Below are 14,438 nucleotides of genomic sequence, written 5' to 3' on the forward strand. Positions count from 1 at the left end.
TTCAAAAAATGCATATTCAAACAGCTTTAAAAGCAGGATTGAAGGGGATTAAAATTAGCCTCAAAGGTCGTTTAAATGGAGCTGAAATCGCTAGAACAGAAACTACTATTAAAGGTATTTTGCCTTTTGTTGAAGGACTTAAGCATAATTTGCTAAGTATTAGCCAATTATGTGAAAAAGAAACAAAATATCCCTGTTATGTGAAAATTGTTATCGTTAAAAAACACATTAACAAAGAAAGAAGAAAATTATTGTATGTTAAATATCGAAGAAATTCAAAAGATTTTTAATTTATCTTTGGGAGAAGGAATTGATTTTGTTGAATTTTTTTTCGAAGATACTTTGTCTAACTTATGGAAAGTTATTGATCAAAATGTAGTAAGTTCTATAGAACATCATATTTATGGTTTAGGTATTCGATTACTAATTAATAATCAAGAAATTTATTTATATACTAATGAAATAATTTATCAACATATTGTAGATTTAATTTTGAAATATAAAAATTTATTAAAAAATAAAACTAAAATTTTTTCTAAAAATTTTGATTTTGAACCGAATATCTCACAAAAAATTTGTGATGATATTACTTGGCAACAAAAAATTGATAAAATGCTATATTGTTCTCGTGTAATTCGTCAGACAGACTCTCGAATAATTAAAAGTTTAGTGAATTTAGAAGATAAATTCCAAAAAGTTTGGATAGTGAATAGTCGAGGTATTTCTCGTTGTGATAATCGTTCTTATGTTAATTTAATTTTAACTTCTGTGGCTAAAAGTGATTCTAATATACAAGAATTTAGTAGAAGTTTTGGAAAAGGGTCTACTGGATTTTTTTTAAATTCTTTAAATTTACAAGAAATATCTCAACAAGTAGCAAAACAATCTATTGAGATGTTATCGGCACAAGAAATTAAGGCTCAAATGATGACTGTTGTGATTAATAATGGTTCAGGCGGAGTTATTTTTCATGAAGCATGCGGACATTCTTTAGAAGCAACATCAGTTGCTAGAGGATTATCGCCTTTTTCTAATAAAATTGGCAAAAAAATAGCTTCTTCTCTGGTGACCGCTGTGGATCATGGTTGTATACCTGGAGCTTGGGGGTCAACCAAAATTGATGATGAAGGTAATTTAACACAAAAAAATCTTTTAATTAGTAATGGTATTTTGAAATCTTATTTAGTAGATATGCGTAACGGTTATAAATTAAATATGCCGCCCACAGGTTCTGGTCGACGAGAATCTTATAAGTATTCACCTACTTCGCGTATGAACTCTACTTATATTGCTGCAGGACCGCATGATCCTGAACAAATTATTAGAGACACAGATTATGGTTTTTATGCTAAATATTTGGGAGGTGGAACTGTTGATCCCAATACAGGAGAATTTAATTTTATGGTTAATATTGGTTATTTAATTCAAAATGGTCAACTTACTACTCCTATTAAGGGTATGATGTTGATTGGCAAAGGACAAGATATTTTATTGAAAATTGATCGTGTTGGCAAAGATGTTCAATTGGCGCAAGGTTATTGCGGATCTATTTCAGGAGATATTCCTGTAGATTTAGGGCAACCCACTATTCGTATAAAAGAAATGTTTGTTAGTGGCAGTTGATTAAAGGTGAAGATATGATTAATTATCAGAAATGGTTTCAAAAAAGTAAATTACAAGGTTTAGATGGGTTAGAGATTGTAAGATATGAAGAAAGAAAGTTTAATATTAATTTAGAAGATGGACATATAGAACAATTTACAGCTAATCATTTAACTAGTTAGGGCGCCAAAGATGCCTAAATTTCGTGTTATTTAACCAATAACCAGGGTCGATAAACTCTGAAAGGGTATGGTCGGTCAGACAGATGAAAAAATGTCAGATTATAGCAGACTATAAAAGCGGGTTGCGACGAAAGCAAATTAGTCAAGAGGACTTCGCCACCAAATAATTCCATGGAGAAGCCTGAAATGGCCTAAGAAGGGAAATTGAGGTAATTTAAAGACCTGTTCGAAAGTTGCTTAAACGGACAGTCCAGAGACTACTAATATAGATAACTAGTATTGAGTAGTTTATCAGATAAAGAAACCTGGAATCAGCCTCGTCAAAGAGGATACTTCCCCTAAAGAATTAAGGTAGAAATTTAGTGTAACTTGGAGAATCCTAAAACTAAGTAATTAGATTTACAAATCCGGAAATAAAAGCCCGGACGGTCAAGGATAAAGCATCTTCTTAATAGTCGTAAGGGTAAACCTAAATCTGGAATAATTTAGTTAATCGTCTTACCAAGATGAGAGTTAATTACTCTTATAGGGCGAAAGAAGAAAGTAATTTACTATTTATTCAATGACATCGAGAAGGGAGTTGATAAATTATGTCAACAACGGTTTCACCAGAAACTAAACTTTTGCGAACATTGAATAAAATTCAATATTGTTCATCAAATGGTTACTCTCTAAAAAGAGAACTACAGCAGGGAATGAATAACTTTTATAACACGTTAACGGCACTCAATAGAATTGCCGCTAACAAAGGAGCGGGTACTCCAGGAATTGATGATAAAACCATTGATGGGATTGATCTTGAAAGATTAGAAAGATACCATCAGGAATACGTTAACAATGGTTATAACCCGAAACCAGTTAAAAGAGTTTTTATTCCCAATGATAATAAAAAAACCAGACCCCTGGGCTTACCTACCATCAAGGACAGGTTGATACAAAAATGCCTGGAACAACTCTTAACTCCTTATTTTGAGGGAATTTTCTCGGAATGGAGCTTTGGATTCAGAACCAAAAAATCTTGTCATGAAGCCATCAAACGCGTCAGACAAAGATTTCAAGGAATCGATTACATTGTCAAAATCGACCTAAAAGGTTACTTTGATACGATCAATCACGAGATTTTCATGAGGACCTTAAATCAGTTCATCAGAAAGAATAAAACCCTCTCAACTATTAACAAATGGTTGAAAGCCGGTTTCATGAAGGACGGTATTAAGTACGAATCTTTATCAGGTTCTCCCCAAGGAGGAATTATTTCCCCTTTGTTGGCGAATGTATACTTACATTACATCGATCTGAAAATGGAGGAACTGATTAAAGAAGGGAAGCCGATTAGGAAGAAAAATCCGGAATATCGGAAAGCATGGTTTAAAAACCAGCACCATAAACTGGGGATTGATAGTTCTATCAATCTAAATCCAAATCCAAGAGTTGAATATATCCGCTACGCTGATGATTTTATCATTGGTGTCAAAGGCGAGTATGACAAAGCTGAAAGGGTTAAGAATCAAGTCACGCAATGGCTAGAACAAGATTTAAAACTTACTATCAATAAGGACAAATCAAAAATTGTGAAAGCTAACAAAGGGATAAGGTTTTTATCCTATATGATAAAGGTAAACCCCACCAATAAAAGTCGAAAAGAGAAAGTCACAAAGAATTCTCTAAATGGCAAGGTCCAAATCCAAATTCCCAAAGCGAATGCCGAAGAATATGGATATGAATACAATTGGTTAAAACAGGGAAAGGTGAAACACGACGAAACATTAGCGGATAGAGACGAATTAGAAATAATCCGTACCTATAAAACAATTGTCCGAGGAATTTACCCGATACTTCTGTTTAGCTAACAATCTAGGTGTTTTAACCCATTTAAATTATCTAGCTGAATATAGCTGTTTGAAAACATTGGCAAGAAAACAAAAAACATCAATTGCCAGAGTTCGAAAGAAACTAAATATAGGTTCAACTTGGGCTATTTCTTACCTCAGTAAAGGGAAAATCCAATACGAACCATGGGAAGTTCACTCTTGGAATAAAATTAAAAAAATGCGTAACTATAAGGAGAATCCAGATGTTATCATTAATAAATATATATTCCATGGTCGTACGAATCTAACTGACCGTTTAAAGGCGGAACGTTGTGAAAACTGCGACAAAACAACCCAACTTCAAATTCATCACGTTGGCACAATTCGCAATGCGAATCACCAAAGTATCATGAATAAGAGAACAAAGGTATTGTGTAAGGTTTGTCATCGGAAGATAACCAACCAACAAATACATGATATCAGAAAAATAAGAACAATAGGAATAAATAGCTAATCAACCGTGAGGGGAAATTAGTTCTCGAAAGAGAGTAAATTATGGAAAGCGGTGTGCTTGGAAACTTGCTCGCACCGTTTGGACGGGGGCTGATCGTAAATAAAACAGCAAATACAAATCGCTGGATAAAACGCGATTAATCTATCCGTATTCTTATTCATGGTTTATTTAAAAATAAAAAAAATTCTATTTATTTGGAAAAAATAGATGATTTAAATGATGATGTTGTAATAGATAAAATTTTAAAGCGTTTAAAAGAAAAAATAAGGATTTTAAATTTTAATGAACAAGATTTTTTGTTTTCAGGATCTCCACAATATAACAATATTATAGAAGATAATTTTAATTTTGATTCCATACCTTGCGATCATAAAATTAAATTATTGCGAAAATTTTATCAACAATTATTAGTTAGTCAGTATTTTACTAAAAAATGTAATTTATTGTATAGTGAAATTTTTTGGTGTCAAAAAATAGTTAATTCTTTAGGATTAAAATTACAACAATGCAATAGTTATGCTTTATTAGAAGCTAATTGTGTTTTTGGTAATAATCAAATTCAAGAAGAAGAAGTTGATAAATCTTTTCCTGTTAAAAAATTCGAAGATTTTAAACTTTCTATGTATGTTAAAAATATATTAACATTAGGAGAAAGCAAAATTGGTGCTAAAACTTTACCATCTAAATTTTATCGTGTAATTTTTTCAAATGAAGTTTTTTCGGAATTATTATCAAATTTTCAAAATGTTTTTAACGCTTTATATGTTTATCGTAATTTAAGTAAATATCAACATAGCCAAGGTAAATTAGTGGCTAATCCTAAAGTTACTATTATAGATGATCCTTTTATTTCAACAGCTTTTTTTAATCCGATTTTTGACGATGAAGGAGTCGCTTGTCGAGCTAAACCTATTATTACTAAAGGAATTTTAAATAATTTTATTCATAATTTACAAACTGCTAAAATTTTTAATGTCTTGCCGGAAGGGAATAGTTTTAACGGTTCTATTTCTATGAGCAATTGTTATTTAAAATCAGGAAATAAATCTTTACCTGAATTATTATATGCTGTTAAGAATGGTATTTATGTTAATTCTATAGTAGGTTGTCACGCAGGTATAGATGAGATAAGTGGTTCATTTAGTTTGCAAGCTTCAGGTTTTTGTATTAAGAATGGTTTTATAAAAAATCCTTTTAATATGGTCGTTGTTTCTGGTAATTTTTTTGATTTATTAAACAATATTCAAGATATTGCTAATGATTTTAAATTTCAAATTTCTGGATTTGGTAGTTCTAGTGTATATGTTGGTTTGTTAAATATATCAGGTAGTTAAAATTCTGTATATTATATTTTAAATCAAATAATAAAATAAAAAAAACTATTTATAGCTTTTTAGGCTATAAATAGTTTATTTATTTTAAGTTAGTTTGTTAAATCTACGATAGCTTTTTGTACTTGTCCTGATATGTAATCACTTGTAATTACTTTTGTAATTTCATCTGAATAAGTAGTATCTGCTTCGGAGTCGATTAATTTTATAATTTTTGTTGTATAATAAGTTTGTATTTCATTAGGTAATATAGTTTTATAATATTCACCTGGTAAATCTTTATCACAAGCAAAATTAGCGAATTTAGAAAAATTTGGATCATCGGAATCCCATATTTGGATTCCAAAAGTTCCTTGGAATACTTTAGTTAAGAATAAGTTTAATGCTTCTTTAACTGTGGATGATAATTTTTTAACATTATCTTTTGTTATCAAATGTTGAGTTAAAGATAAAACTTTTTCTTTTTTATCATCAGATGCGCGTGACAATTGGTCGAAATACAAACCATCATCATAAGCTTTTATAGACATTTTGGCATTGTTTATATTGAAAATGGTTAATAAACAAGCTAAACTAACTAAGAAGAATAAAATACTATTTTTTATAATTTTTAACAAAAAAATAGCCTCCTTTTTTAATTTTTAATTCTTCTAGCATTATTTTTATCTATGGACAATTTAATTCTAACATTTTTTCTTTTTAAAGTAAAGAAAATTATTATCTTGTTGTTGCGATTGGATAAAATTTTTTCCCAAAGGGCTAATTGTTATTTGATTATTTTTATTGTAAATAATATAGCTATTTTTAAAAGCTTGTTCTATACATTTGTTAAAAATTTTATTATTCCATTTTAAATCTTTTTGTATAATGGTTAATTGTTGTTTAAATGGTTGATTTTGATGATTTTCTAAATGAATTAATAAATTTAACATTAATAAATTTTTTTTCTGTTTATGATTTTGTATAATTGTTATTATTATACCTTTTCTTTTTTCACAAATTAAAACTAATAAGAAATGTATTAAGGTAATAATAGCTATTAAACTAGCTATTGGTATATCCCATAAGATTCCTAAAAAGTATCCTAAATAAGTATTTATTAAACTGATCCATAAAGATAGCAAAAAACCAGACAATAAATTAGATGTTAAAAGAATAGCAGTCATAGCTGGCCCTATCATACAAGATATTACCATAATAGAACCAACAATATCAAAACAAACGACTACTGTTACAGAAACTAAAGTCATTAATAAGTAATTAATAATTATTGTAGAAAATCCTAATAATGCACATAAACATGGGTCAAAAATAAAAATTTTAATTTCTTTAAAAAATAAAAAAATATAAATTATGTTAATGATAAGAATCGGAAATATTTTATATATTTGTTTTATATGAATTAATTCTACATTTCCTAAAAATACTGCATCTGTATCTATATGTACGTTACGTGTATAATTATTGATTATAATAATAGCTATGGAAAATAAAAAAGTTAAAATTATGTTAATAGCTCCGTCTGATGAAATTTGAGCATGTTTTTTTAGTATTTCTATGAAAATAACAGTAATTAAACCGGTTAAAATAGCTCCTATAATTAATAATGGTGAATTTAAGTTTTTAGTTATTAAAAAAGCTAAAACGATACCTAATAATACTGTATGACTGATAGCATCCACTGTCATAGTCATTTTTTTTAAGACTAAAAAAATACCTAAACTAGCTAAAGCTAGGGAAGTTATGGTTAAGATTAAAAATACATCCCATTCAAATTTTGTAGCGATTTTATTTAAAAATTGTATTATCATTTGTTAACATTCCTTATTGATTAATTTTTGAATAACTCTTTTACCTTTTGAAGTAATCATAATTTGTTTATTTCTACAAATAAGATATTTTTGTTGGAATAAAAATTTTTCTAAATTAAGATCTTTGCTACATTTATTTTTTAAATAAATATTAATTAATGATTTGAATTTTTTAAGATTTTTGAGATATTTTTTTTGTTTTATATATTTTGTAATTAAACTTTTTTTTGGCGCTAATAAGAGTGTAGCTATGATTAAAATATCAGTAATTATAATAATAATAGGTCCTGTAGGCATATTGGGTATTTGGTAACTAATAAAAATACCTATTAAGCTTACGATAGCAGTTATTATAGCCGATAAAATAGCGTTAATATTAAGTTTATTACTAAATTTTAGAGAAATGATTCCGGGTAAAGTTATAAATGAACTAGTTAAAATAACCCCCATTAATTTCAAACTAATTATAATAATACTTATTAACAATATATTTAAAATAAAATTGATTAATTTAATATTAAAGCCAATACTACGGGTAAAGATCGGATCAAAGATGAATATTTTAAATTCTTTCCATAAAATTATAATAATTATGCTAGTAATAATAGTAACTATTGTTATATAGATGACATTATTATAAGAAATAAGAGCTATTTGTCCTAATATAAATTTTTCTAAAACAGCAATTTTATTATTGGCAGATATTTTTTGAGCTAGAGATATTAAAATATTACCTAATCCGAATAAAGAGGATAAAATTAGTGATAAAATTGCATCTATTGGCAAGCTAGAATATTTTTTGATTAATTCTATTAATCCTATGGCCATTATTGAAGATATAAAAGCGCCTATCCACAAAACCCATTCATTTGTTTTTTGAGTTATCAAATACATTACTACAATTCCGGGCAAAATAGTGTGCGCAATAGTGTCACCTAGTAAACATTGTTTGCGAAAAATCATAATAATACCTATGATTCCTGAAGCGCAACCCAATAAAGAAGCACCTGTCAAAAGCTTGATATTGGTATAGTTCCAAAACGTTGTAATATTCATAATATTTTTGTTATTTTCCGTCCTTTCGAAGTATTTCGAAAAGTTTTATTTATATTATCTAATGTAAAACATTTTATAGTTTCGCCACTTGCTATTTTATATAAATTAAGTAAAATAATATGATCAAAATATTGTTCAACTGTTGTTAAATCGTGGTGTATTGCGATAATCGTTTTACCTTCTTTTTTTAATTTTTGTAAAATGGAAATGATTTTTTTTTCTGTTTGTATATCGATTCCTTGTAAAGGTTCATCTAACAAATAAATTTCTCCTTGTTGCGCTAATGATCTAGCTAAAAAAACTCTTTGTTGTTGACCTCCCGATAATTCTGAAATTTGACGGTTTTGAAAAGATAACATATCTACTTCTTTTAAAGCTTGTTTAGCAATGTTTTTATCTTGTTCGGTTGGCCTTTTGAACCATCCTAGATGTCCGTATCTTCCCATTAAAACTATATCTAGAACTGTTGTAGGAAAATTCCAGTAAGCTTCATTTCTTTGCGGAACATAAACTATTTTTTTTTGTAGATGTTTGTATGGTTTGCCAAAAAATAAAATTTCTCCTGAGAGCTTTGGAATTAATTCTATTATAGTTTTTATTAAAGTTGATTTACCGGCCCCGTTAGGGCCTAATATAGCAGTAAAAGATCCTTTTTTAATTTCTAAATCTATATCCCATAGAACAGGTTTTTGATATTGATAAGAAACAGTTAAATCTTTTATTTGGATCGCTATTTCTGACATTTTCATTTTATGTTAACTCCTGACTAATAATATCGATATTATGTAAAAAAGCTCCTATATAACTTGACATTTGAAAATATTGATTTGTTCCTGGCAATTGTTTATAATTTGAATCTTTTTGGGTACCTAACGAATCAGAATATAATTCTTGGTCACTAATTTTTATTTTAAAAATAGGTTTACGATTGGTGACTGCTTCTATTAAACTATCGAGATAGTTGTGTGGAACCGATGATTCTATAAAGATAGCTTTAACTTTGTATTGTATTATAATGTCAGCTATTTTTTCGATATCACGAGGAGAAGTTTCGGTTTGTGTTGATATTCCTTGTATAGAATATAATCCTTTAAATTTATTTTCTTTAGCTAAATAAGAAAAAGCATCATGAGCTGTAATAAGTATAATATCTTTATTTTTGAATTTTTCTTCAGTATTTTTTTTTAAATGATCTAATTGTTCCATATATAAATTAAAATTGTTTTCTAGTAATTCTTGATCTTGTGATTTAGATAATTTTGATTTTAATTTTTCTTTTAAATTTTTTAATACTTGTTGCCATAATTCAATACTAAACCAAATATGAGGATCTTTTTGGCTTGTTGTTTCATCTATAATTAGTTGATCATCTTTAATAGCTTGAGAAGCGTACCATATATTAGATTTAGGAGTGATTAAAGGAAAGGAATCTATCATTTTAGATTCTAAGTGTAATCCGTTAGTTATAATTAAATCAGCTTTTTTTATAGCCATTCTGTCGGATTGTTTCATTTTATAATTGTGAGGATCTACTCCTGGTCCCATTAAAACATAAGTTTTAATATTTTCGATTTTTTGATATTTTTTATCTGGTGGATTTTCTTTTTCATCTACATTTCCTATTAAATGATTAACTAAATCATCTAATAAATTAGTTGTAGAAGTAATAATTATTCCTTCATCTATGTTTTTATTAGGATAAACTGAAATTGAGTAAAAAACAATATAACTGGTTATTATAGTTATGAAAAACATAAATATAAACCAAATACGATTATTTTTAGGTAAAAAATTTTTCATTTTTAATCTGAACCTAAATTTAATTTTTTAAATTTAATAAACCTTTCTAAATTTGATTATTAATTTTGTATTACAAAATTCATATATATTTAATTTAAGTTAATTTTTTTATATTATTAATTTTTTAGATATTTTCATTGTAATTATTAATTCTAAATCTATTAAATTCTTAAAAAATGATTTTGGTTATATCAATTTTATATTATTATTTATTTAAAATAATTAAAATATCCGTTTATACTATTATAGTTATTGTGAATTAAAAAATAAAACTATAATATTTTTTTAAAATAATTTTAACATATATCTATGTTAATGTCAAATTTCATTATATTATATTTTAGAATTTTATTATGTTTAAATATTTATTAATTATCGAAATATGTCCAGAAATAATTACTTTTTATAACTCTATAAGGGAATATTATTTTTTAATTTTGGAGTTATTTTTGAAAATTATTAGATTATAAATATGGTATAATTTGGTTGTTCTATAATTTATAATTTTTATGTAATATTTGGAGAAACATTTTTTAAATTATTCTAATAAATTTTTATTTAAAATTAATAACTCGGTAACTTTATTATAATTTTTGAAAAAAATAAAAATGTTTTTTCCAACAAATTTTATTAAAAAATTTCATATTATAATTAAAATATTTCATTTATACAACAATAATATTCCGAAAAAAATAATTATTTTTTCGTTTTTATGTTTGTTTAATTAAAAATATTGTTAATAGATAAGAGGTTAAAAAATGATTTTAAAATCTAAAAAAATAAATCATTTTTCTGGTTTTATAGTGGTTTTATTAATTATTTTTTTGTTTTTTGCTATAATTTCTGTTATCAATTTTGTATCTAAATTGTATTATGCTAAAAAAAATTTACTAAATAAATCTTGGAATGAATCATATTTATCTAAACATATTGATAAACCTCAAGCAAATCTTGATAAACTTGATGAATCTTTAGATAAAAATTTTAAAAACTTGAATAAAGTAAATGAATCATCTATTTTAATTAGAAAAATTAATGGAATTGATATTGAATTTAAGTTTTTAGGTTATGTTAACGAGATAGATGCAAAAGGTAATACTAATATTATGTATGAGGATGTTGATAAAAATTTTAGGCTTAATTGTTATGTTAATGTTAAGACTGGGCAAGAATTAGAAGAAAGCTTATATCAAAATTTGCCTCAAGAAAATAAATGGAAATTATTAAAAATCGAATATTTCCCTGTTCAAAAAAATATTTAGTTTAAAACAGATTATGAGATTTTAGAAATTTAAAGATCAATTATATAATTTTTGGCTATTTTAAAAAAATAGCCTTTTTTCATTTGAGACAAATTAAATTGTATTTATATAAATTATTTATAAATAAGTTTTTAATATTTTAAAAGAGCAATTAATTTCTTTCTTATGAATTAAAAAATAATATAAATTTTATGGAAGTTATTGATATATAATTATAAAGGATAAAATATTTTAAATTTAAAGAATATTTATCGAAATCGATGGGGGCACCCAAGAGGCCTAAATTTCTTGCTATTTAACCAATAGCCAGGGTTGATAAACTCTGAAAGGAGATGGTCGGTCTGAAAGACGAAAGAATGTCAGATTATAGCAGACCATAAAATAGGGGTTGCAACGAAAGTAAATTAGTCAAGAAGACCCTGCCACCGAATGATTCTACGGAGAAGCCTGAAATGGCCTAAGAAGGAAAATTGATGTAATTTCGAAAATTGCTCGGAAAAAGGTATTGTGTAAAGAAGATTGTCATCAGAAGATAATACAATCAACAAATACATGATATTAGACAGAATAAGAACAATAATAATAAATAGCTAATTTAGCCACAAGGCAGAATTAGTTTTCGCAAGAGAATAAATTAGGGGAAGCGGTGTTCTGGGAAACTTGCTCGCATCGTTTGAACGGGGGCTGATTGTCAATAAAACAACAAATACAAATCGTTTTATAAAACGCAATTAATCTATCCGTATCTTAAAAATAAATAGTTAATTATTCCAATTTAATTCATTGTTAATTTCTTTTGATTTTGTTATTATTGTTTTTAAGAGTTATTTTTTTTACACTAATTAATTATAAAAAATAAATAGAAAGGGTTTTTAAATATTTATTAAAATGATTAAACGAGATAAAAATTTTATTTTAACCAATATTATTAATGTTTCTAAAACTCAAATGAAAAATAATTATTTTACAAATGATTATTCTAATAGATTAGGCATTGTTATTAAAACTTTGTTTTTGCTTATAATTAGTTTATGTAGTGGTCTATCGTATTTTTATTTTTTATCTATTTTTTCATTACCTATTCAGTTAAATTTGTCTTTCGTGTCTATATTATCCTCTTTTAGTATAAGTTTGGTTTTGGCTTTTTATAGTGGTTTTGTTAAATATAATAGTTTGAAAACAGTTTCTATTTTATATGCCTTATTTCAAGGAATATTTATGGGCAGCTCTTTTAGTGTAGTAAATGTTCATTATTCGGGTTTGTTATCTATTTTGGCATTTGCTTTAATATGTGTTTGTGTTTTGTTTGTGTTTATGAATCTTTTATATTCTTTAGGAGTTGTAAAAGTTAATTATAAATTAAAATTTTTTCTACTTATATTAATTATCTTGTTAATGTTTTTTGCGAGTATAAATGTTTTTATACAAAGTAGTTTTTTAGGATTCATAATTACTATTGTTAGCATTTTTATTGGTTCTTTAGAGTTGTCTAGAAATTTTGCTGCAGTAGAATGTTTAATTAAAAAACGTTTAGATAAAAAGTATGAGTGGGCTTTGGCTTTTTCTTTTCACATAATTTTAATTAATTTATTTCTAGATTTTGTTATTTTGTTGTTGAGATTTATCGATTATCAAGAAAATAAAAGATAAATTATTTAATAATTAATAATAAATATTAAAAAGTTAACAGAAATTCAATATAGGTTCAACTTGGGGGATCTTTTATAATAATAAAGAAAAAACTCAATATGAACCATGGGATGTTTACTCTTGGGATAAAATTAAAAAAATGCGTAACTATTAGGAAAATCCTAATAGCGCCATTAATAGATTTATATTCCAAAGGCGTACACATCTAACTGACCGCCTAAAAGCGGAACGTTGCGAGAACTGTGATAGAACAACTCAACTCCAAATTCACCACATTGGTACAATTCGCAATGCGAGCCACCGTAGTGTCATGAATAAAAGAACAAAGGCATTGTGTAAAGACTGTCATCGAAAAGTGACAAATCAACAAATAAATGATATCATAAAGAATAAGAACGATAAGAATAAATAGCTAATTAACCGCAAGGGGAAATTAGTTCTCGCAAGAGAGTAAATTAGGGAAAGCCGGATACTGGGAAACTTGCTTGTCCGGTTTGGACGGGGGGCTGATTTTAAATAAAACGCAATTAATCCATCTGTATTAGATACATTGTTTATTAATAAGTTAATTTGAATAATTTACTAAAAAATTGTTAAAATTATTATTATTAATTTAATTTATATAAAAAATAAAAGGAGTAAATATTAAATGGCCAAATGTTATTTAACAGGTAAAGCTATTTTATGCGGTAATAAACGTAGTCATGCTATGAATGCTAATAAAAGAAAATGGAAGGCTAATTTGCAAAAAATTCGCATTATTGAGGATCACGGTCAAGTTAAAAAAGTTTTTATATCTGTTCGTGCTTTAAAAAAAATGAATTTGCGAAGAGTATAATTTTTTGTATATTATAAGTGTTTTTTATTTTTAATAAAATTAATAGAATTAAAATGTTTTGGATTAATTATAATCAAGAATAAGGATAATTATTTCATACAATTTTCAAGATTTTTGATCTTGTTTTGAAGATATTAGGTTTCACTTTTTTTATTATTTCCTACAAATATTACAATTAATAATAATTTGTTAATATGATAGATCAACTTTTTTAGTTGATCTTTTTGTGTTTTTTTTAAAAGAAATAAAAAATATTGCAAAAATTTTATACATATAAGACCAAAAAAATATTGATATTTTTAGGGATATTAGGCTAGATCCTAGTCTATTTTGGGCCCTATGAAGAAAAAATTTTGTAGTCCCCATTCATAAAAAAAAAATTATTAAAATTAATTCAATTAAAACATAAAATATGTATATATTTAGTCAATTAAAATAATAATAAATAGGTAATATAAAAAAGGAATTTATTCGGTTTATGATTAAAAAAGAATCTTCTCAACTTTTAAGACGAAAACGTCATTTACGTTTAAGAAAAAAAATTGTAGGTAGTTCACAAAAACCCCGTTTAAATGTCTCTT

General features: G+C 26.3%; 11 protein-coding genes and 3 pseudogenes. 9 read left to right on the plus strand and 5 right to left on the minus strand.

Features of this window, described 5'->3' with window-relative positions; all coding sequences use genetic code 11:
* The 5 genes and pseudogenes from OC683_RS02475 to OC683_RS01335 all read left to right on the plus strand — a co-directional run.
* Positions 1 to 290, plus strand: a pseudogene (locus OC683_RS02475) (hypothetical protein); the annotation flags it as partial.
* On the plus strand, positions 256 to 1,623 hold the full coding sequence (locus tag OC683_RS01320; protein ID WP_304514764.1) for a TldD/PmbA family protein: 1,368 nt from the start codon (positions 256 to 258) through the stop codon (positions 1,621 to 1,623). The pseudogene OC683_RS02475 and the gene OC683_RS01320, both read left to right, overlap by 35 nt.
* Positions 1,624 to 1,637: 14 nt before the next feature.
* Positions 1,638 to 1,784 carry a hypothetical protein gene (locus OC683_RS01325; RefSeq protein WP_304514765.1) on the plus strand — a complete coding sequence of 49 codons (147 nt, stop codon included), beginning with the start codon at positions 1,638 to 1,640 and terminating at the stop codon, positions 1,782 to 1,784.
* Between the two features lie 590 nt (positions 1,785 to 2,374).
* A pseudogene (ltrA, locus tag OC683_RS01330) lies at positions 2,375 to 4,109 on the plus strand (group II intron reverse transcriptase/maturase).
* 194 nt (positions 4,110 to 4,303) lie between these two features.
* Positions 4,304 to 5,443: a metallopeptidase TldD-related protein gene (locus OC683_RS01335; protein ID WP_304514766.1), complete on the plus strand. Its 1,140-nt coding sequence runs from the start codon at positions 4,304 to 4,306 to the stop codon at positions 5,441 to 5,443.
* A gap of 89 nt (positions 5,444 to 5,532) precedes the next feature.
* On the opposite strand, the gene OC683_RS01340 is transcribed toward OC683_RS01335, so the two are convergent.
* The 5 genes from OC683_RS01340 to OC683_RS01360 all read right to left on the minus strand — a co-directional run bounded on the left by OC683_RS01340 (position 5,533) and on the right by OC683_RS01360 (position 10,107).
* Positions 5,533 to 6,057: a hypothetical protein gene (locus OC683_RS01340; RefSeq protein ID WP_304514767.1), complete on the minus strand. Its 525-nt coding sequence runs from the start codon at positions 6,055 to 6,057 to the stop codon at positions 5,533 to 5,535.
* 66 nt (positions 6,058 to 6,123) lie between these two features.
* The gene (locus tag OC683_RS01345) at positions 6,124 to 7,251 is read right to left on the minus strand and encodes a metal ABC transporter permease (protein ID WP_304514768.1); all 1,128 of its coding nucleotides are present in this window, start codon (positions 7,249 to 7,251) and stop codon (positions 6,124 to 6,126) included.
* A 3-nt stretch (positions 7,252 to 7,254) separates the two neighbouring features.
* A complete protein-coding gene (locus tag OC683_RS01350; RefSeq protein WP_304514769.1) occupies positions 7,255 to 8,307 on the minus strand; it encodes a metal ABC transporter permease in 1,053 nt (350 codons plus the stop codon).
* The gene (locus tag OC683_RS01355; RefSeq protein ID WP_304514770.1) at positions 8,304 to 9,056 is read right to left on the minus strand and encodes a metal ABC transporter ATP-binding protein; all 753 of its coding nucleotides are present in this window, start codon (positions 9,054 to 9,056) and stop codon (positions 8,304 to 8,306) included. Before OC683_RS01355 ends, OC683_RS01350 begins: the two co-directional genes overlap by 4 nt.
* Before the next feature lies 1 nt (position 9,057).
* Entirely contained in the window at positions 9,058 to 10,107 is a 1,050-nt protein-coding gene (locus OC683_RS01360; RefSeq protein WP_304514771.1) for a metal ABC transporter solute-binding protein, Zn/Mn family, read from the minus strand.
* 758 nt (positions 10,108 to 10,865) lie between these two features.
* Between OC683_RS01360 and OC683_RS01365 the strand changes: the two genes are divergently transcribed.
* The 4 genes and pseudogenes from OC683_RS01365 to rplR form a co-directional block, all read left to right on the plus strand.
* Entirely contained in the window at positions 10,866 to 11,369 is a 504-nt protein-coding gene (locus OC683_RS01365; RefSeq protein WP_304514772.1) for a hypothetical protein, read from the plus strand.
* 888 nt (positions 11,370 to 12,257) lie between these two features.
* Positions 12,258 to 13,019, plus strand: a complete 762-nt coding sequence (locus OC683_RS01370) for a Bax inhibitor-1/YccA family membrane protein (protein WP_304514773.1) — start codon at positions 12,258 to 12,260, stop codon at positions 13,017 to 13,019.
* A gap of 649 nt (positions 13,020 to 13,668) precedes the next feature.
* Complete coding sequence (gene rpmB, locus OC683_RS01375; protein ID WP_304514774.1) at positions 13,669 to 13,857, plus strand: 50S ribosomal protein L28; 189 nt, start codon at positions 13,669 to 13,671, stop codon at positions 13,855 to 13,857.
* A 478-nt stretch (positions 13,858 to 14,335) separates the two neighbouring features.
* A pseudogene (gene rplR, locus OC683_RS01380) lies at positions 14,336 to 14,438 on the plus strand (50S ribosomal protein L18); the annotation flags it as partial.

Source organism: Candidatus Phytoplasma crotalariae (assembly GCF_030586865.1).
Lineage (GTDB): Bacteria > Bacillota_I > Bacilli_A > Acholeplasmatales > Acholeplasmataceae > Phytoplasma > Phytoplasma citri.